This is a genomic window from Nocardia africana NBRC 100379 (assembly GCF_001612635.1).
GTDB classification, from domain to species: Bacteria; Actinomycetota; Actinomycetes; order Mycobacteriales; family Mycobacteriaceae; genus Nocardia; species Nocardia africana.
This window is the reverse complement of the sequence record NZ_BDAV01000012.1, coordinates 74373-94647: the sequence shown is the minus strand read 5'-3', so window position 1 is coordinate 94647 and position 20275 is coordinate 74373. Positions and strand designations below refer to the sequence as shown.

16 protein-coding genes are annotated in these 20275 nt (G+C 68.7%); 5 read left to right on the top strand and 11 right to left on the bottom strand.

What is annotated here, in order from left to right:
• Positions 1-98: 98 nt before the first annotated feature.
• From NA3_RS21725 to NA3_RS21705, 5 genes are read right to left on the bottom strand one after another with little or no spacing between them, the layout of a single operon-like run.
• On the bottom strand, positions 99-854 hold the full coding sequence (locus NA3_RS21725; RefSeq protein ID WP_062965482.1) for an ABC transporter ATP-binding protein: 756 nt from the start codon (positions 852-854) through the stop codon (positions 99-101).
• Positions 851-1732, bottom strand: a complete 882-nt coding sequence (locus tag NA3_RS21720; protein ID WP_062965481.1) for an ABC transporter permease — start codon at positions 1730-1732, stop codon at positions 851-853. Before NA3_RS21720 ends, NA3_RS21725 begins: the two co-directional genes overlap by 4 nt.
• Positions 1729-3156, bottom strand: a complete 1428-nt coding sequence (locus tag NA3_RS21715; protein WP_062965480.1) for an ABC transporter substrate-binding protein — start codon at positions 3154-3156, stop codon at positions 1729-1731. The genes NA3_RS21720 and NA3_RS21715 overlap by 4 nt, the downstream gene beginning before the upstream one ends.
• 55 nt (positions 3157-3211) lie before the next feature.
• Positions 3212-3439 (bottom strand): 4Fe-4S dicluster domain-containing protein, encoded by a 228-nt coding sequence (locus tag NA3_RS21710; protein WP_030516520.1) that lies wholly within the window; start codon positions 3437-3439, stop codon positions 3212-3214.
• Positions 3414-4277: a GntR family transcriptional regulator gene (locus NA3_RS21705; RefSeq protein ID WP_084491798.1), complete on the bottom strand. Its 864-nt coding sequence runs from the start codon at positions 4275-4277 to the stop codon at positions 3414-3416. The genes NA3_RS21710 and NA3_RS21705 overlap by 26 nt, the downstream gene beginning before the upstream one ends.
• Before the next feature lie 472 nt (positions 4278-4749).
• Here NA3_RS21705 and NA3_RS21700 point away from each other — a divergent pair, with 472 nt between their 5' ends.
• A complete protein-coding gene (locus tag NA3_RS21700; RefSeq protein ID WP_062965479.1) occupies positions 4750-6030 on the top strand; it encodes an ROK family protein in 1281 nt (426 codons plus the stop codon).
• An 83-nt stretch (positions 6031-6113) separates the two neighbouring features.
• Here the strand turns inward: NA3_RS21700 and NA3_RS21695 are convergent, their stop codons facing one another.
• Positions 6114-6746 carry a methyltransferase domain-containing protein gene (locus NA3_RS21695; RefSeq protein ID WP_062965478.1) on the bottom strand — a complete coding sequence of 211 codons (633 nt, stop codon included), beginning with the start codon at positions 6744-6746 and terminating at the stop codon, positions 6114-6116.
• Positions 6747-6828: 82 nt separating this feature from the next.
• Here NA3_RS21695 and NA3_RS21690 point away from each other — a divergent pair, with 82 nt between their 5' ends.
• Positions 6829-7317, top strand: coding sequence for a TetR/AcrR family transcriptional regulator (locus NA3_RS21690; RefSeq protein ID WP_227995405.1), 489 nt, complete (start codon positions 6829-6831; stop codon positions 7315-7317).
• On the opposite strand, the gene NA3_RS21685 is transcribed toward NA3_RS21690, so the two are convergent.
• Positions 7298-8917, bottom strand: a complete 1620-nt coding sequence (locus tag NA3_RS21685; protein WP_062965477.1) for a DUF2207 family protein — start codon at positions 8915-8917, stop codon at positions 7298-7300. The genes NA3_RS21690 and NA3_RS21685 overlap by 20 nt on opposite strands.
• A gap of 534 nt (positions 8918-9451) precedes the next feature.
• Here NA3_RS21685 and NA3_RS21680 point away from each other — a divergent pair.
• Together NA3_RS21680 and NA3_RS21675 are read left to right on the top strand one after the other, a co-directional pair.
• Positions 9452-10294, top strand: a complete 843-nt coding sequence (locus NA3_RS21680; protein ID WP_227995404.1) for a neutral zinc metallopeptidase — start codon at positions 9452-9454, stop codon at positions 10292-10294.
• A gap of 6 nt (positions 10295-10300) precedes the next feature.
• Positions 10301-11542, top strand: a complete 1242-nt coding sequence (locus NA3_RS21675; protein WP_157126587.1) for a neutral zinc metallopeptidase — start codon at positions 10301-10303, stop codon at positions 11540-11542.
• Between the two features lie 9 nt (positions 11543-11551).
• Here the strand turns inward: NA3_RS21675 and NA3_RS21670 are convergent, their stop codons facing one another.
• From NA3_RS21670 to NA3_RS21655, 4 genes are all read right to left on the bottom strand, one after another.
• Positions 11552-12238: a TetR/AcrR family transcriptional regulator gene (locus tag NA3_RS21670; protein WP_062965476.1), complete on the bottom strand. Its 687-nt coding sequence runs from the start codon at positions 12236-12238 to the stop codon at positions 11552-11554.
• Positions 12235-14496, bottom strand: coding sequence for an MMPL family transporter (locus NA3_RS21665; RefSeq protein ID WP_062965475.1), 2262 nt, complete (start codon positions 14494-14496; stop codon positions 12235-12237). The genes NA3_RS21670 and NA3_RS21665 overlap by 4 nt, the downstream gene beginning before the upstream one ends.
• An 88-nt stretch (positions 14497-14584) precedes the next feature.
• Positions 14585-15895: an ammonium transporter gene (locus tag NA3_RS21660; RefSeq protein ID WP_062965703.1), complete on the bottom strand. Its 1311-nt coding sequence runs from the start codon at positions 15893-15895 to the stop codon at positions 14585-14587.
• A gap of 93 nt (positions 15896-15988) precedes the next feature.
• Positions 15989-16831 (bottom strand): hypothetical protein, encoded by an 843-nt coding sequence (locus NA3_RS21655; protein ID WP_227995403.1) that lies wholly within the window; start codon positions 16829-16831, stop codon positions 15989-15991.
• A 426-nt stretch (positions 16832-17257) separates the two neighbouring features.
• On the opposite strand from NA3_RS21655, the gene NA3_RS21650 reads away from it, so the two are divergent.
• Positions 17258-20263, top strand: coding sequence for a DNA polymerase III subunit gamma and tau (locus NA3_RS21650; RefSeq protein WP_084491762.1), 3006 nt, complete (start codon positions 17258-17260; stop codon positions 20261-20263).
• Positions 20264-20275: the final 12 nt, after the last annotated feature.

Below are 20275 nucleotides of genomic sequence, written 5' to 3'. Positions count from 1 at the left end.
GAGGTGGGTAGTCGGAACGGCGGCGCGCACCGGCACCAGACGACCGGACGCCGCCGTAGCCGGGGTCACCGATGCGGCGCCTCGATCGGGGGAGGCACTCAGGCGGCGGCGGACCGCGGTGAATGATTCAGGGCAGCAAGGATTTCGGCGCGCTCGGCACTGCGGTCGACATCCTTGACGCGCGGCTTCGGTACCGTCAGCAGCGATCGCAGCGCCCGGTCGGTGCCGCCGAGAACCGCGACCCGGTCGCCGAGGATCAGCGCCTCGTCCACATCGTGGGTGACGAACACCACCGTGGTCGGGTGGGTCTGCCAGGTCTGGATCAGCAAGCGCTGCATGGTGATCCGAGTCGGCGTGTCCAGGGCGCCGAACGGCTCGTCCATCAACACCGCGCGCGGTGCGCCCGCCAGCCCCCGCGCGAGTTGTACGCGCTGGCGCATGCCGCCCGACAGACTCTTGGGCAGGTAGTCGCCGAAGCCGGTGAGCCCGACCTCCTCGATCCAGCGCTCGGCCTGCGCCCGACGGGTGGCCCGCGGTTCCCCGCGCAACGTCAACGCCAGTTCGATATTGGAACGTACTGTGCGCCAGGGTAAGAGTGCATTGTCCTGAAAGACCATCGCCCGATCGCGGGAGGGACCGGTGATCTCGTCGCCGTCCGCGAGCGCGCGTCCCGAGCGGGGCGGCAACAGGCCGGCCAGGGCACGCAGCACCGTGGACTTTCCGCACCCCGACGGTCCGGTCAGGACGAGGATCTCGCCCGCGCTGATATCGAGTGTCAGCCCGTCCAGCACGGGAGCGCCGCCGTAGCGAAGCTCCACCTGATCGAGCCGCAAACTCATTGCCGTCGCGCTCATTTCGTCACCTCCCCGGCACGGGGCAGCCAGCGAGTGGCGCGCCGTCCCAGCAGTTCGATGGCCGCCGAGGTGGCGAAGCCCAGCACGCCGATCGTGATGATGCCGACGAACACGCCGGGATAGTCGACGATCGTGTACGCCTGCCAGGTGCGGTAGCCGACGCCGAGGCGCCCGGAGATCATCTCGGCCGAGACCACACAGATCCAGGCCACGCCGATCCCGACCGACAGCCCGCTGAACACGCCCGGCAGGCTGCCCGGCAACACCACCCGCGCCAGCACGTCCCAGCGGCTGCCGCCCAGCGTGCGCACCGATTCCTCCCAGATGGTCGGCAGTGCCCGCACCGCGTGGCGGGTGCTCACCATGATCGGGAAGTAGGCGGCGAGGAAGGTGATGAAGACGATGCCGGCCTCGTCGGTGGGAAACAGCAGAATCGCCACCGGCACGATCGCGATCGCCGGAATCGGGCGTGCCAGCTCGGTCAGCGGTCCGAAGATATCGGCGAACCAGCGCGAACGTCCCAGCGCCACCCCGGTCGCGACACCGATCACCGCGGCCAGCCCGAAGCCGCTGAGAATGCGGATCAGCGATTGGCCGAGGTCCAGCCAGAAGGTGTCGGTCTGCACCTGCACCCGCAGTCTGTGCAGGATCTGGGTGACCGTCGGCAGCGTATCGAAGCGGACCCACAGCCGAACGTGGTTGGCGGTCAGCACCTGCCAGGCGATCAGCGCGACCACGATGGAGGCCACCCGGACCAGCCGCGAGCCCCACAGCCGCGCACTGCCGGCGTGACCGTCGGCCGCCGCGGGCGCAGTGGTTTCCCGTGTCGTGATGATGTCCGCGGCGGTGGCGTCGACCGGGACGGTGGTGGCGCTCATGACCGCACCTCACCGATGGCCTGGTCGTAACTCACGGCGACCGCACCGGGATGGCGAGCCTGATACCGCTGCACCGCACTGGGGGTGATGAGGGGCAGATAGGTATCGCCCTCGCGCACCCACTGCGCCTTGTCCGCGAACCAGCGGGTGCCCAGTTCCGCATCGGGCGCATAGGCCGCGCGGATCTTCCTGCCCTGGGCCCGAGCGGCTTTCACGGCGCGCAGCAGGTCGGTGGGGTTGGCCGCGGGCTGTGCGGCGGACTGGCCGTCGAACCAGATCTCGCCGGCGAGGGCCGGGTCGGAGACCGGTTTACCGGTGCTCGGGTCGGTGCCGGTGATCGGCGCCGGATTGGCGAAGTTCGCCACTGCCGCATCGTAATTCGCGCCGCGCTCGGCGAAGACCTTGCGCAACGGGGCATCGTCGACGAACTTGTCGATGTCGAAATCGGCGAAGTCGCCGATCGACTTCAGATACGGAACATCACCCTTGAACGCCTGGACGAGCTGCGGCTTCAGGGGCGTGTCGAACGAGGTTCCCCCGGGTCCGTTGTAGAGGTAGACGACCTCCGCCGGCAGTCCGGAGTTGTCAGCGACCAGCTGCGCGGCTTCGAGCGGTTTCGCGTGCAGGAAATCGGTGGCGTCAAGTTGCGCCTGCAGGAATGCATCGAGCACCTCGGGATGGGATTTCGAATAATCACGACGTGCCACCACACCGTGGAATGTCGGCACGTTCAACTCCGCGCCATCGTAGAGCAGCTTGGCCTTGTCCTGGAAAACGAGCACGCCGGGCCAGGCCACGAATTGCGAAAGTGCCTGCACCTGACCGGCTTCCAGAGCGGACGCGCCGATCTGCGGCTGCTGGTTCAGCACCTCCACCCCGTGCGCGGGATCGATGTTCGCGCGGCTCAGCGCCTGACGCAGCGTTCCGTCACCGGCGGAGCCGACGCTCGCCGACACCTTCTTACCGGCCAGATCCGCCAGTGTCGTCGCCGTCGAATTCGGTGCGGTGACAACCATGTTCAGCGATCCGCGCGGCTGGTAACCGGTGATCGAGACCAGCTCGGTGGCCGAACGCTCACTGCCGGAGGTGCGGGAACCATTGATCAGCAACGGATAATCGCCCATCGAACCGATATCGATCTTCTCCGCGACCATCTGCGCGGTGATCGGCGCTCCGGTGTCGTAGTCCTGCCATTCGACCTGATATTTCGGCCCGCCCTTCGCGGTCAGATCGTTCAGCCGCTTCTCCAGGAAACCCTTGGCGCGCAGCAGCGTTCCGGCGGTGACGGTATTGATGGTCTTGGACTGATAACCGACGACCACCCGGACGGTGTCCCCGGATCCGGTCTGCTCGAGCGAGCATCCGGCGGCCAGGGTGGCGATCAGGGCGGCGGCGGCCAGTATGCGGGCACGACGGTACTTCATGGTATTTCCTCGAAATCGGGCCGAGAGCGGCCACTGAAAGAGTCCGCGGCGCGATTCAGCGCAGCAGATACGGCATATTGACGGTGACGGCGCCGGTGGGACAGCGCGCCGCGCACGGACCGCAGTACCAGCATTCGTCGACGTGCATGAACGCCTTGCCGTTGTCCGGATTGATCGCCAGCGAATCCAGCGGGCAGATCTCCACACACAGCGTGCACCCCTCGATGCACAGCGATTCGTCGATGGTTACCGGGACATCAGCCCGCTGATTGACCGACGCCATGGCGGCTCAGCCTCCAATCGTTGCTTTCGGTGGTGCGAATCAGGCTGTCGCGCAGTGTGATCCGATCACCCCGCATGCGTATGTACTCCAGGTCCACCGGGCGCCCGTCGGCCAGATAGGTGAGGCGCTCCAGCAGCAGCAGTGCGCTGCCCTCGGGGGCCTGCAGGGTGGCGGCGCTGTGGATATCGGCCGTGATGGCCTCCACCGCCAGATCGGCCGAACCGAGCGACTGGCCGCTGATCTGTTCGATGAGCCCGAAGATATCCTCCGACCGCAAGTCGCAGTCGAGGATCCGCTCGCCGATGTCCGGCGCCAGATAGGTGTGGTCCAGGCTGAGAGGCAGATCACCCAGGTAGCGCAGCCGTTCCAGGTAGACCGCGGATTCGCCGGGTTCGAGACCGAGCCGGCCCGCCACCGCGGGGGGCGGAGTGAGGCGCACTGCCGCGCGTACCTCGTTTCGCACCTCGCCGTGCCCGCGCAGCGTTTCCTTCAGACCGCGCAGGCTGTCCAGGCCGTGATCGTATTTGCGTTGCGCCACATAGGTTCCCACGCGCGGAACACGACCGATGAGGCCCTCGTCGCGCAGCAGTGCCAGTGCCTCGCGCACCGCGTTGCGCGAGACGGCGAATTCCGCGGCGAGTTCGGATTCGGTGGGTAGCGGGTCGGAGCACTGGCCGCTGTGGATCTGCTGGCGCAGCACATCGGCAACCTGGCGGGCCCGATCCGCCTTGCGGATGGTGCGGGCGCCGGCGCCGGCCGCCGTTGTCTCCGCCCCGGGAGCCGGGTGGTCGGCAGCGGACCCGTGCTGCTGACGCAGGGGTACCGGATCGGCCGTCATCTCCACCTCCTCACGCTTGTGACCTGCGGTTTCCGAGCGTAACGGCGGCGTCGTGGCCGGGGCGCCCGCCGCGCGGCCGGCACCGGCCGGGCGGCCGGTTTTCCGCCACCCACGCGAGCGGCGGACCTGCTGAAATCCGGGCGACCGAAGGTAATGCGCCACCTGCGGTGACAGGAGCCCACATTCGAATCAGTGTGAGTGCAATATGCGCGTTATCCATTCGCTGGCGCGGCGCAGAATCGGGATGTTACCGTTTTACACATGTCCACCAGCCGTTCGAACCGCACACGGGTTACCTATGTGACCGTGGCGCTCGGTGTGCGGCTGCCGCGGCAGCGGGAACTGTGTTGTTCCCGGCCGCGCAGCTGAGACCGCTCCAGTCGTCCGTCTGTCGACCCTTTCGGGCCCTTCTCGCTGCCTTGTTGCCGATGTAGTCGTCTCTGCACGAGACTTTCGACAAGGACTTCGCCCCATGACGAGCCCCACTCTCGACCGACAGTCTTCCCCCTCTCGTCCGCGGCCGGCGCGCAGTGTGCCGCGGCCGGTGGTTGCGCCGGAATTGCGCATCACCGACAACCCGGCGGCCGCCGTCCTGCGTGCCGCCACCCGCGGGCCGATTTTCCGCGACAATGCCGCTCAGACAACGGGTTTGAGCATCGCGACCGTGAATCGCCAAGTGTCGGCGCTACTTTCGTCCGGACTGTTGCGAGAACGCGCTGATCTCACCGCATCCGGTGCGGTCGGACGCCCCCGTGTGCCGTTCGAGGTCGATACCGACCGCTTCGCCACGCTGGGCGTCCATATCGGTGCGAACCTCACCCGGATCGTGGCCGCCGATCTGTCCGGCCGCATCCTCGGCGGGTTGGAGATCGCCACCCCGCAGGCCGCGCAGGATGCGGCCATCACCATCATCGCGCGCAGTGCGAAGGCCTTCCTGGACCGATTACCCCGGCGCCGGCCGTTGTGGGTCGGTGTGGCGTTGGCCGGGCGGGTCGATCCCGTCGCCGGCGTCGTGGACCACCCCCGCTTGGATTGGCAGTCGGCGCCGGTAGGCCCGATCTTCGCCAGCGTGCTGGATCTGCCGGTGTCGGTCGCCGCCCATGTGGAGGCGATGGCCGCCGCCGAACTCCTGCTCACCACCGGTGCGCCGGAGCGTTCCGGCGCCCAGGACCGGCCCGGCAGCAGCCTCTACATCTACGGCCGGGAGACCGTCGGTGTCGCGGTCACGTTGCACGATCGCGTCTACACCCCGGCGAACGGCCCGGGCTCGATCGCGCATCTGCCGACCGGATCCGATATCGATTGCTCGTGCGGCCGGCGGGGCTGCTTGGAGGCCACGGTCGGTGAGGCGGCGGTGCTCGCTCGCGCGGTGCGCGCCGGCATCGTGCCGAAGCGGGAAGCGCCGCGCAAGCCGGTGATCGCCGAGCTGTACCGCGCGGCCGAACAGGGATCCGCCCCGGCTCGCGACATGCTGTTCGAGCGGGCCGAAATCCTCGGCAACACAGCGGCTCTGGTGCGCGACATGTTCAACCCCGATCGGGTGGTGCTGGGCGGACAGGCCTTCACCGGCTACCGGCCGGGACTCGAACGAGTGGTGCAGGCCTTCGGTCGCGCCACCACGCTCGCCCCGGCGGATCTGCGGATCAGCCGATTCGGCGGACGGGTCCAGGAGCATGCCGCGGCCGTCACCTCACTCAGCGTCTGCTACGCCGATCCGCTGTCGGCGCTGCGCCGGGCCACGCGCTCGCGCTGAGCGACGCGGCCGGGGCGGCCCACCGTCCCGGCCGGATCTGTTGCCACCTCGGTGAGGTTCGGGCGATCGTCGCCTCCCGGGCCTCACGCGGGCTTGAGGGCGGTCAGTACACCTGTCGACGGATGCATCGTCCGATATTGCGGATTCTGAAATCCCACTTGCTCCAATGGTTTCCGATATCGCCGGATATCGATCGCGGTGGGATCCATATGCCTGCTGAGCAGCTTCGTCAGCCGTCCGTGCACACCCATGGGCGCCATATCGGCCAGAAGAACCCGTCCACCCGGCCGCAGTACGCGCCACATCTCCGACAGTGCGTTCCCACGATCCGCCTCGGGAATGTGATGCATCCCGAACGTGCAGGTGACGACGTCGAACGAAGCGTCGGGCAGAGGTAGCGACTGAGCCACGCCGTATTCGAAGCGGCAGTTCGTCCGGTTGCCGGACCGGGCGGTGGCGTATTCGACCATCTGGTGTGCGGCATCGATACCGACGACCTCTCCGCGCGGTCCGACCCGATCGGCCAGCGCGAACACCAATGTGCCGGGGCCGCTGGCGATATCGAGGGCGCGTCCACCCGGCTCCGCCCCGCCGGCGGCGGCGAGGGCGGCCGCGTGTCGTCGGCGTCTGCCGCCGAAGAAGACAGTGGTGAACGCGCTGTAGCCGCGCGGGTTGGTGATCAGGATGCCGTGGGGGTCTTGTTCGATTCGGAACATGTGTTCATGATCTGGTGAAGCGGCTGCTCTCACCAGAAGCAAATGCACCGAAACCGTCCGTTTCCGCACACCCGGAGGCACAGTGTCCGATAACGACCGCCGTGTCCGGCGTACCCGTGGCACCCTGCACCGCGCCCTGATCGAGCTCATGATCGAACGCCCCTACGACCGGATCACCGTGCAGGACATTCTCGACCGCGCCGATGTCGGCCGCTCGACGTTCTACGCCCACTTCCGCGGCAAGGACGACTTGCTCGTGGTGAGCGGGACCGAATTCCTGCGTGCGGCACTCGCCCGGCGCTCCGGTGACCCGGTACGCACCATCATCGAACTGGCCGAGGGGCATCGAGAGGTCTACCGGGCGCTGCTCGGCCCGAAGAGCACCATGGTCGTCGTCCGTGGCACCCAGCAGATGTTCGCCGAAATCCTGGCCGATCGGGGTAGCGAGGAGCCCGACACCACATTCCTGTCGTGGGGGCTGGTCGGGCTGGTGCCCGCCGTCGCCGAAGGCCGCACCACCGCTCGGGCGGCCTACGAGGTCATCCGGCGGGTCACCGGCCCGCCGTCGTGAAAAGCCCTTCCAGTGCGGTGATGAAATACGGGAAATGCCCCGCGAACCGGTGCAGGTTCCGGTCGCGATCGAAGCCGCCGAACCAGTAGAGCCCGGCCTGACGGTCGGCTCCGGGATCCACATCGCGGAAGGTGCGGATCCAGTTGTCGGCCCGGCCGCCGATGATCGTGAAAGGCAGGGCCCGCGAGAACAGCAGTTCGCGATCGGCCGGCGGGATCTGCTCGGGCCGCTGCGCGTCCAGGCCGTTCTGCAGCGCCTTCACCTGTGCGGCGAGCGCGCGGCCGGCGGCGGTCCGCACCGGCAGATATCGGCCGAGCAGCAGCACGGCCGCGCCGGCGAGCGCGATGGCCACGCCGACCAGCGCATACCCGCCCGCGACGGCGAGGCCGACGGTGGCCCCCACTCCGATCACCAGCAGCGCGATGCCGATCCAGAAGGCAAGTCCGCGCCGATCGTGATCGAGCAGCGTGCCGCGCTCGAGCGCATCGCGGCGCAGCGCCGAGCGAACGGGCTCGGCGGCAACGCGTCCCGGCGCCCGCAGTTCCGACAACAGAACCGAGTCGGCGCCCTCGGGCAGCAGGGTCGTATAGACGTGCTTTTCGTAGCTGCGCAGTTGATCGTCGGCGGGATTCACCCGGGTGATCCGCCAGTCCGCGTCGCTCACCGGCGCGATCCACAGGTAGCGCCGCACCGCCAGATCCACCACGGTGGCGGCGATATCGGCGGCATCGGCGGAGCCGTCGAGCAACAGGCCCGCCTCACCGGGCAGGATGCCGTCGGGGGAGACGAATTCGCTGTGATTCCCGTTGCGCTGCACCGGATCCAGGGTTCCGGTGGAGGTCAGGGCCGCGGCGTCCTGGCGACGAGCCCAGGCCAGATAGGCGCCGAAGGCGGCCAGCGCCGCCAGCAGCACACCGAAGGCGATGAGCACCGGTGCGGTGACGGCGAAGGCGCCCGACCCGCGGCCGCCGCGAATATCGGCGTTGGCCTTCACCGTGCCGGGCGGCATCTGCAGGCTCACATCGAGGATGTCGCCCTTGTGCAGATTCTCCTCGTGCATGGTGAGCACGCCGTCCGGTTCGACGCGGGCGTCGGTGCATTTGCGGGTGCTACCCACCGAGCCGACCGTGCAGTCGGCGACGCCCATCCGATAACTCGGGCTGATCACCGAACCGTCGAACGAGGCGACATCGGTGTTGAGTGCTCCCGTCCAGTGGAACAGTTGTGTGCCCGGCGCATCGCTGACCGTGCCGTGCACGGTGTACTTGAACGACGATTCCCCCGGCGGCGCGTCGACGCTGAACACATCGCCCGCCACCTTCGCCGAACCCGGTCCGGTACTGGAGATGTCGGTCACACCGAAGCGGCGTTCACTCCCGTCGTCGCGTCCCACTCGCAGCGGCAGCGCCATGTGGAACTGCCCGCCCGGCGGCACTTTCACGGTTTCGGCCACCTCGAGCAGACCGGCCTCGCTGAGTTTGACATCCGCGACGATCGACACACCCGTGGGCTCCTGCGCCCGCGCGGCCGGTGCTGTGGCGAACAGCCCGGCCGCGATCAACAACAGAGCGCCGAACGCGCCCCCCCGAAAGATCAGCATGGGGCAGTAGCTTAGCGGTGGGCCACTGTGCGAGCAGGCGTCGCGAATCCGGCGACTTGCTATTCTGCGTCGGCGGCTGTCGCCGGAGAGCGGTGGCTGTCGCCGGATGAGGAACGGACAAGGGGGAGTGGGGGAGTGAGTCGACCACCCTACGGGCACGGCCCGAATCCGCCGGGCGGACGGCCGGTTCCACCCTATGGTCCGGGCGGCCGGCAGCGCCCGGGACCGCCGCCGGGATACGGTCCGCCGCCAGGCCATTCCGCACAGCCAGGCCACTCGGCACAGCCCGGTTATCCGCCTCCACCCGGTTATCCGCCCACTCCGGGACACGCGGCGCCCGCGGGATCCCCGCGCGGATACCCCCCGCCTACCGGTTACGGGGCGAACCCCGGATATGTTGCGGGACAGCCTTACCGGGCCGCCGCGCCGGCTGGTCATCGTCCACCGATTCCGCCGCCGCGGCCCTACGGCCCGGCCGGTCCACGCCCGGCTCCGGCACGCAAGCGAGGTGGGGGCTTCGGCGCGGTTGTCGTCGTGCTCCTGCTGATCGTCACCTCCGGTCTCATCCGCTTCGCCGTGCGGACCGGATTCGACGCGGCCTCCCATACCGGGGAACACGGCAACTACAGCTACAACCCCCCGCCCGGAAAGGACTCCGCGGGCGTCCCCGAGACCGGCGCCAATCCACTACTGGCCGCCCCCGGCTCGCCACTGAATCCGGCGCGCTGCCCGTACAGCCCGTGGAGCACGCAGGTCGACGCCGCGCGCGCATTCTTCGACAGTGCCGCGGCCTGCCTGGCCGATGCCTGGAAACCGGTGCTGGAGCAGGCGAAGTTGAGTTTCACTCCGCCGAAACTCGTCGTCACCGCGACCACTTCGGGGATCACCACGCCGTGCAGCGGATCGAGCAGCAATTTCGCGGCCTTCTACTGCGGTGCGGATCAGACCATCTACATGCCGATCAGTCAGCTGCAGACCGACATGTTCCACGATCACTGGGAGATCTACCTCTCGGTCTTCGCCCACGAATACGGTCACCACATCCAGGCGCTGTCCGGGATCCTCGGCGCCGCCAACAAACAACGCCGCCAGACCGGCCTCTACAGCGACCAGGGGCTCGACCTCTCGCGGCGAATCGAGTTGCAGGCCAACTGTTTCGACGGTATGTACTTCGCGTCCTCGGCCGGGGGGAAGTCGCTGACGCCGGTACAGGCGCAGTCCGCACGCAAGGACGCCTACGGCCGAGGTGACAGCGCCGGCGATATGCGCAGCCACGGCACCGCGGAACACGCCGGCGACTGGTGGAGCACCGGATTCGACAAGAACGCGACCGCGCCGTGCAACACCTTCATCGCGCCGTCCGGACAGGTGAGCTGATCCGCCATGCCCCAACCGCCGAGATACCCGCCGCCGCACGGAGTTCCGCCCCACGGGCGCCCGCCCTACGGCCCGCCGCCCGAGTACGGACCACCGCCCGGATACGGCCCGCCCCCGGGTTATCCGCCGCCCGGTCCGCGTCCACCCTTCGGGGCGCCGCTGCTGCCGCCGGGCGCGTATCCGGTCGGTCCGTACGGCGGCCCGCCGTTGCCGCCGCCCGGCTATTACGGCCGTCCGTATCCACCGCCGCGGTCCGGTGGAGGCGGCGCGGTCGGTGCGGTCTTCGCCGTGTTGTTCGTCTTCGTGGTGGTCGGCGGATTGGTCGCGTTCGCGACCATGGGAGGTCTGGACAATTCGTCGGCGTCCTATTCCACATCGACGCCGAGTTTCACGTATACGCCGCCCACCTGGGCCACGAGCACCAGCGAAACTGCCACGACCTCGCGGTACACGACGGCGCCGTCTCCGTCCACGACGAAGACCGCCTACCGCACGACGACCCTCGTGCCGACGACGAAACCGCCCGGCCCCCAGCCCGTTGCGGCCACGGCGGCCAATCCGCTCTTCGACGACCACAACTCCGGACTGATCAACATCTCCTGCGGCTACCCGCGATGGGGCGACGATGTCGCGTCGGCGACGGCCTTCTTCCAGGCGGCCAAATCGTGTCTGGACCGAATGTGGCAGCCGGTACTCGCGGCGCAGAACCTGCCGTTCTCGAGTCCTACCGTGAGTGTCCCGGCGACCGGTGCCAACGCGGCGTCACCGTGTGGCAGTTCCGGGAGTTACGCCGCGTTCTACTGTTCGGCGAACAATACGATCTACATGCCGCTGGATCACATCCAGACCGAGGTCTACGGTGACCGTTGGTATGTCTATCTCGGGGTCTTCGCGCACGAGTACGGCCACCATGTGCAGGCCATCTCCGGCATCATGTCCAAGATGAGCCGGGACCGCTACAGTGCCGGTGCCAATTCCGCTGCGGGCCTGGAGCTTTCGCGCCGCCTGGAGTTGGAGGCGCAATGCTTCGGCGGCATGTTCATCAGCTCCTCCGAGGTGGCGGGTACGGTCTCCAACGACCAGGCCTACTTCGTGAAACAGGACAACTACCAACGCGGCGACGATCGTTCCGATGTGCGCGACCACGGGGCCAACCAGCACTACGGGGCGTGGTACGCGCAGGGCGAAGACAACAACCGCACCTGGATGTGCAACACATGGAACGCGCCGTCGGATTCGGTGTCGTGACCGCTGGGCCTACCGCAGCTCGCGCAACTGCGCCAACCACCGAGCCCCCTCGTCGGGATCCGGGGTTTCCCCGCCGATGACGTCCAGTACCGCATGCCCGAGGCAGGCCGCCGCCATGACCCGGTCGGCGACGGCTTCGGCATCACCCCACGGCAGATGGGGTTTGGCGATGAGCAGTGACGCGATGCCGTGGGCCGCGGCCCAGAGTTCGAGCACCAGCGGCATCGGGTCGCCGGATGCGATCACGCCGGAGTCCATCGCCTCCCGCACGGTCCGCGAAAAACGTTGGAACGCACCACTACCCAGCACCATGTCCACCGCCGAGGGTCCTTCGCCGGGTGAGGCGGCGGTGGCGACCCGGTACTGACCGGGGTGCTGCAAGGCGAAGCGCACGTAGGCCAGGCCCTGCTGACGCAGCCGGGACAGGGGCGAGACGGTCGGGTCGCTCGCGGCGCCGATCGCGGCGTCGAGATCCTCGAACACCTCGGCCACCGCGGCATCGATGAGGTCGTCCTTGTCGGCGAAGTGGCGGTAGATCGAGGGTGCGGTGACGCCTACCAGCTTGCCGACGTCACGAATCGACACCGAATCGGCATTGCCGGTGCGCGCCAGCAACTCCCGGGTCGCGGCGAGGATCTCGGCACGCAGTTCGGTCCCGGAGCCACGGGCGGAACGGGGACGGCTCGAACGCGTCACGGCCGCCCCGCCGGTTCCGGTTCCGCGGTCCGCTCCGGCGTCGCGGGCGCGGGATGTTCGGTGAAACCGAACCGTTCGTGCCAGCGTGCCAGGGGCCGCGGGGCCCACCAGTTCGCGCGGCCCATCAGCCGCATCAGCGCCGGCACCAGCAGCATGCGGATGACGGTGGCGTCGGCCAGCACGGTGATCGTGAGACCGAGCCCGAACATCTGCATGAACGACACCTTCGCGGTGACCATGGCGCCCAGCACGATCGCCATCAGCAGGGCCGCCGCGGTGACGATCCGGCCCGTCCGGGCGACACCGATGGCGACCGAACGGTCGTTGTCGGCGGCGGTACGGTCGGAGCCCAGCCAGGCCTCTCGGATGCGGGAGAGCAGGAACACCTCGTAGTCCATCGACATCCCGAAGGCCAGGCAGAACATCAGGATCGGCATCGTGGGCACCAGGAATCCGGTGGGTGTGAAGCCGAGCAGTCCGGAAAAATGCCCCTCCTGGAAGATCCACACCATCATGCCGAACATCGCGGTGAGCGACAGCGAGTTGATCACCACGGCTTTCAGCGGGAGCACCACGCTGCCGGTGAACAGGAACAGGACCACGAAGGTCGCCAGTGCGATCAGCACGATCGCCAGCGGCAGCCGCTGTCCCAGCGCGTGCAGGGAGTCCACGTTCATCGCCGCCGCACCGCCGAACAATGCCGGCGAGGGCGCGGGCACATCGCGCAACGCCTGCAACTGATCCTTGGCCTGTTGTGAGTAGGGATCGAATCGTGATGTGACGGTGAGGTATTGGCCCGAGCCGTTGGCCATTCCCGGTGGGGCGCCGCCCATCCGGGCGCCGGACACGTAGACGCCGCTGCTGGACAGCACCGCGTTCACGCCGTCGACCTTCGACAGCGCCGTGGCATAGCCGCTGATCGCCTGGGGTTGGCTCGGCGCCCCGGGCAGCACGATCGTGGTCCCCGTTCCGGAGTTCACGGCGGGAAAGTCCGCCCGCAGTTCGTCGCCGACCGCGCGACTGGTCGAGCCGGCGGGCAGCACCCGGTCGTCGGGATAACCGAACTTCACTCCGAGGAACGGCGCGCCGACCGCGAGCAGCACCGCGATGATCGCGAGGGAGACCGGCAACGCCCGCCGCATCACCCAGGTGACCGTGCGATACCAGCCGGATTCCTGCTCCGGTCGCGGTGCGGGCTCGGCGCGGCCGAACAATTTCCGGATCGCCACCCGCAGGTTCCAGGAATTGATCCGGTCGCCGAGCAGCACCAGTGCCGCGGGCAGGATCACGATCGAGGCGACCGCCGCGGCCGCCACCACCGCGACCCCGGCATAGGCGAACGACTTCAGGAAGTACATGTCGAAGACGCTGAGCACCGCCAGCGCGAGCGCGACCGTCAGCGCCGAGAACAGCACCGTTCGTCCCGCGGTCTGCACCGCGCGCACCGCCGCGGCCTCGTGGCTCGATCCCGCGGCCAATTCCTCGCGGTAGCGGTTGACGATGAACAGGCTGTAGTCGATCGCCAACGCGAGTCCCAGCGCGGTGGTCATGTTCAGCGCGTAGATCGACACGTCGGTGAAGAGGGTGAAGCTGCGCAGGATCGCGAGCGTGCAGAGAATCGCGAAGATTCCGACGGTCAGCGGCAGCGAGGCCGCGATCACGCTGCCGAAGACCAGGATCAGCACGATCGCGGTGAGCGGGACCGCGATGCCCTCGGCCATCGCCAGATCCTTGGTGACCTGGTTGTTCACATCGTGGTAGACCGCGGCGATGCCGCCCGGCTGTACGGTGACACCCGGTGTGGAGACCGGCAGGGTGCTCGCGATCTCACCGGCGGTGCGCTGGGCCTGGTCGTCGCTTCCGGTGAGATAGGCCATGACCAACGCGCTCTTACCGTCGGTGCTGCGCAGTGCGGCGGCCAGCTGCGGTGGACTGGTCCAATACGAACGGACGCCCACGGTGTCGGAGCGACCGCCGAGCGCGGCGACGATGTCGGCGCCGACCGAGCGGGCGGCGGCCGACTCCACGCCCTCGTCGGCGTGGACCAGCAGCACCAGATTGGGCTGGGCGCCGTTGAACTCGTCGGCCACCAGCTTCGCGGCGCGGGTGGATTCGGCCTTGTCGGAGGTGAATCCGCCGGCTTGCAGATGCGCGGTGACCGTGGCGCCGAAGCCGCCGCAGATCAGCGCCAGGGCGAGGGCGGCGAAGAGCACCCGTTTGGGATACCGGGTGGCGAGCCGTGCGATTCGGGTCAGCATGCGTGCTCCTCGGGCGGCCGGCTGTTGGTAACGCTGTTAGCGTAACGCCGTTACCCCGTCCTGGCGCAAGAGGAGAGCGGAATCGGAGTCAGCGCTCCCCGTCACCGGCGGGTCGCTCAGCGCCGCCGTGCGGATGATGGCCGAACAGCCCGCGCGGCGCGTGGCCGTGCACGCCCTCCACATACGCGGTCTCGGCGTGCAGCGCGAAGTCGATGCCGCCGACCTCGTCCTCCTTGCTGACGCGGAAGCCCATCACGCGATCGATCACCTTGCCGATCAGATAGGAGACGCCGAAGGCCCACAGCGCGACGACCACGACGCCGACCGCTTGTTTACCGAGCTGGACGAGTCCGCCGCCGTAGAACAATCCGCGCGATCCGCCGGTCATCACCCGGTTGGCCAGTAGGCCGATCAGCAGCGTGCCGACTACGCCGCCGGTGAAGTGCACGCCGACCACATCGAGCGAATCGTCGTAGCCCGCCTTGAATTTCCAGCCGACGGCGAACGAGCAGACCACGCCCGCCGCCAGGCCCACGATCACCGCGCCGAGGGCATTGACCGAACCGCACGAGGGTGTGATCGCGACCAGACCGGCCACCGCGCCGGAGGCCGCGCCGAAGGTGGTCGGGCGGCCGTCGCGGATCTGCTCCACGATCAACCAGCCGAGCATGCCCAGGCAGCCGGCGACCAAGGTGTTCAGGAAGACCGCGGCGGCCAGGCCGTCGGCCTTGAACGCGGACCCGGCGTTGAAGCCGAACCAGCCGAACCACAACAGTCCCGCGCCCAGCAGCACGAACGGCAGATTGTGCGGGCGCATCGCGTCCACCTTGAATCCGATCCGCGGTCCCAATACCAGCGCCAAGGCGAGAGCCGAAGCGCCGGAAGCGATTTCGACCACCAGACCACCGGCGAAGTCGAGTACGCCGAAGGAGGCCAGCCAGCCGTTCGGACCCCATACCCAGTGCGCGATCGGAGCGAACACCACCAACGCCCACACCGGTACGAACACCATCCACGCGGAGAACTTGGCGCGATCGGCGATGGCGCCGCTGACGAGCGCGACGGTGAGGATCGCGAAGGTCAACTCGAAGGTCGCGTAGAGCAGTTCCGGAACGCCGCTGCGCACGGTGCCCGGCGTGATGCCGGTCATCGCGAAATGTTCCAGCCCCCCGATCAATCCACCCCCGGCGTCGTCACCGAAGGTCAGGGTGTAGCCGAACAGCAGCCAGACCACGGTCACCAGCGGGATGGAGATGAAGCTCATCATCAGCATGTTCAGTACGCCGGTCGTGCGCACCATGCCGCCGTAGAAGATCGCCAGGCCGGGGGTCATGAGCAGGACCAGGGCGGTACTGGTCAACAGCCACGCCGTAGCGGCGGGGTCGATGGTCGGGGGCACGGACAACTCCTTTTCCACACGCGTTCGCGTGGCAAGAAACTACCGAACCCTCCGTGTTCGTCCGATGAGCGAGTCTGGTACTTCCGTTCGGTTTCAATTCCCGCGCTTGCGGGCCTGCCGCGCCAGCGCACGCCGGCCGCGGTCCCCGGGGACCGGCAGATCGTTCTCGAGCGCGAGCCATTGCGCGGTGACGAGCCACTGCTGCTGGGCGCGGGCGTCGGCGGTGTCGTTGAACACCCGGCGGCCGCGGTCGTCGCGCAACTCGTGCGCGAGAACCGACCAGCGCGGTGGACGGCCGTGGGCGGTGCGGTAGGTGTCCAGGAACTCGGCCGCGAGTGTGCCGATGGTGTTGACCGGACGCAGTGACACGCGGTTGCCGTATTTCGCCGAGTGGAAGCGCCGGCCCGCGCACAGCGAACGCGGCGTGGCGTCGAAGGCGATCCAGCCCGCGCGCTGCGCCCGTTCGATGAGCCACAGATGTTTGACCGCATTCGGGGCGATATCTCCGACGCGTTCGCGGATCAGCGTCATCACCGGTTCGGCGGCGAGAATATAGCGGCGGGTCGGGCCCGTCGCGTGCGTGTGCCAATAGGTCTGGGTCAGCTCGGCGAGTACACGGCCGAATTCGTCGATACTGCGCTGCGCGCGCCGGCCCAGCCGTTCGATACGGTCGGCCTCGGCGCGCATCCGATTCTGCGCGATCAGGGTGTGAATGGCCGGAAGCGTCGGAACCTGGCCGCGGTCCAGCAATTCCAGAATGGCGCCCGCGGTGGCCGGATCGGCCGCGGCGGAAACCGGCAGTGAATCGCGGTTGCGCGAGAACTCGCGGGGGCTGATGGCGCGTCTGAGCAGATCGGTGGCGGCTCGGTCGCCGGCGAAATCGGTCTGTGAGAGCCAGGCGGCGGCGATGTCGTCACACGACGGCACGGTCGTCATAACCCGTCGATACCTCCGAAACATTGTTGTGCCCCGGTCGGGATGAGGGACCGACCGGGGACACCAACCTGATGAAGGTTTGGCTACCGAAGTTGCCGAAATCAACGTTAGTCAGCGGAGCCGATCGGGCGCTAACCGGGTGACGGAATCGTTACGTCCATAACTTCGGTCGCAAACGGGGAGCGTGTCCGAAAGTTTTCCTTGCTCGACGGTTCGTGGACTAAATCGGCCCAACATTCACACTGTTTCGAATTCCCGGGCGCGAGCCGATTGTCGGCGGGGTCGGTTGTTTGCCGCGAGACCGGGCGAAAAGAATGCATGTGATCTATATCATAGTTTATTCATGCCGCCGAGCGGTTCGTCAGGTGGGGTGGATATCCGGTGCGCGAATGGTTCCCTGTCGGTGTCCGCCGGTACCCTCGGGCCGTGGCTCTGTACCGGAAGTATCGACCGGCATCCTTCGCCGAGGTAGTGGGGCAGGAGCACGTCACCGATCCGCTGAGTACCGCGCTCGACACCGGGCGGATCAGTCACGCCTACCTGTTCTCCGGCCCGCGAGGGTGTGGCAAGACGTCCTCGGCGCGCATCCTGGCGCGCTCGCTGAACTGCGTCGAGGGTCCGACCTCGCGACCGTGCGGGGTATGCCCGTCGTGCGTCGCGCTGGCTCCGGGCGGGCCCGGCAATCTCGACGTGATCGAACTCGACGCCGCCAGCCACGGCGGCGTGGACGATACCCGGGAGCTGCGCGATCGTGCGTTCTACGCACCCGCGGAATCGCGCTACCGCGTCTTCATCGTGGACGAGGCGCATATGGTCACCACGGCCGGATTCAACGCGCTGCTCAAGATCGTCGAGGAGCCACCGGCCCATCTGATCTTCATCTTCGCCACCACCGAGCCGGACAAGGTGCTGCCGACGATTCGCTCGCGCACCCACCACTACCCGTTCCGGCTGCTGCCGCCGGCCACCATGCGCGGACTGCTCGGCAAGATCTGCGAGCAGGAACAGGTGCAGGTCGAGGAATCGGTCTACCCGCTGGTGATCCGGGCCGGCGGTGGTTCCCCGCGCGACAGCCTCAGTGTGCTCGACCAGCTGCTGGCCGGCGCCGGTCCCGAAGGTGTCACCTACCCGCGGGCGCTGGCCCTGCTCGGCGTCACCGATATCGCGCTGATCGACGAGGCCGTCGATGCGCTGGCCGCCGACGGCGGTGCGGCCCTGTTCGCCACCATCGACCGAGTGGTGGAGGCCGGCCACGATCCCCGCCGTTTCGCCACCGATCTGCTCGAACGCATCCGCGACCTGATCCTGCTGCGCGCGGTTCCCGATGCCGTCGAACGCAATCTGGTCACCGGCCCCGGCGATGTGATCGACCGGATGTCCGGCCAGGCCGACCGTATCGGCCCGGCCACCCTGGCCCGCTACGCGGAGCTGCTGCACGAGGGCCTCGGTGAGATGCGCGGTGCCACCGCACCCCGCCTGCTGCTGGAGGTGGTGTGCGCCCGCATGCTGCTGCCCTCGGTCTCGGAGGCCGAATCGGCGGCGTTGCAGCGGCTGGAACGTCTGGAGCGGCGGATGGAATCGGGCGGTGTCCCGGCAGCCGGGCCAGCCGCCGCGCCGCAGTCGTCCGCTGCTCCCGCCGCGCCGGAGCCCTCCGGTAGTGCGGCCCGGCCGTCCGGTGAGCCGCGCCGCCGCGGCGCCGAAGCGCTCGCCGCGTTGCGCGAGAAGAAGAGCGCGCCGCATCCGGCACAGCGAGCGCAGTCGCCGGCCGGCCCGCAATCACCGGCCACGACATCGCAGCACGACTCGCAAGAGCAACGGCCGCAAGGACTTTCGGCCGATCCGCACGGCGCCCCTGCCGGTCGCCCGTCCTCGGATGACCGGTCCGCACCCGGCGCCGCCGATGTTCCGGCGACCGGTGAGCAGGTCGCCGGGCCCGGCGCCACCGGGGCCGTCGGTGCCGGTCCGGCCGACCGGGAAACCGTCCGACCGGCGTCGGCCGGTGCAGATGGCAACGAAAATCCCACGGCGACAACCATTTCCGATCCCGCAGTGGGCGACGCGGATCGGGGCGTCGGGTCGGAAGCGCACGCCGGGTCCCCCTCCGGGGCGCAGCCGGTTACCGAGGGACATACCGGGGCCGCGGAGTCCGCTCCCGCAGCCGAATCGGTCGAAGCCGATCGGTCCTCCGCGGCCGATTCCGTCGCCCAGCCGGAATCGGCCGACGCGATCGAACCTGGCAGCGCGACGTCTACGGCCCACGGCGGGTCGGTGTCGCACGGGTCCGATGCGGGCGCCGGGCGCGGTCACGACGGGCAGAAGGCCGCCGCTTCCCGCTCGATCGTGGACGGACCGGAGTCCGGAGGCCCGTCGGACTCGGCCGCACCCACCGCGAACCCCGGGGCCGATCGCGACTCGGATCCAGCCGGTGTAGCCGCCCGGTCGACGAGTGCCCCGGATGCCGGAGCGGATTCCGACGGCGCCGAGTTCGAGTCCGCTGCCGCTCGCGGCGATGATGCCGGTGCTGCCCGATCTGCCACTGCCGAGTCCGCTTCGGCCGAGCCGGAAATACGAGACGAGTCGGGCGCGGGCTCGCCGGACCCGGCGCCGGCTGCGCCCGCGGAACCCGCGGCGTCGCCCGCCGAGGCCGGTGGGGACGATGTGCTGCGGGAGATCGAGGCCGCCTGGGCCGATATCCGGGCCAAGGCGCGGGAGTCGAGTGCGGCCTTGCCGGCGCTGCTCTCGGGGGCGGTCGGGGCCGTCCGCGTCGAGGGCGACACGATCGTGTTCGCGCATCCGCATGCGCCGCTCGCGCAGCGTTTGTCGATCCCGCAGAACATCGACGCCGTGCGGGCTGCGGTGCACGCGGTGATCGGCCGGCAGTACGGCGTGCGGTGGGAAGTCGGGTCGGGCGATTCCGGTGGCGCGCGCCCCGGTGGTGCGGCGTCCGAGCGACCGGCACGCGGCGGCACGGAACCGCCGGCCGGCCGGAATGCGGGTGGTGGGGGCAACCCCGGGCAGCCGCAACCTCCGCGATTCGTCCGGCCCAGCCAGAACCAGGCGCAGTCGGCGGACAGCGATGCGCGCGGCGGTCACGCCGATACCAGGGGCGCCGCGGCCGATCGTCGAGAGAGTCAGGGACAGGGCCAGCGCCGGGAGTTCCGGCCGCCGCGCAGTGCCGGCGCCGCCGACCGAGCGGCGCCGGACGACGATATTCCGCCGCCCGAGGCGCCGGACTATCCGGACGATCCCGGGCCGTCGGACTACTCACCGGTAGGTTACGACGGTGTCCCACCTGCGTTGACGCCGGAAGAAGAGCAGGAGATGCTCGCGGAATCGGCGCGTCCGGTTCCTCCGGAACAGCGCCGCGACCCCGATGAGGTGGCCTTGGAGTTGCTTCGAACTGAGTTGGGTGCCACACGTCTGGGTGGTTGACAGCCACCTGCC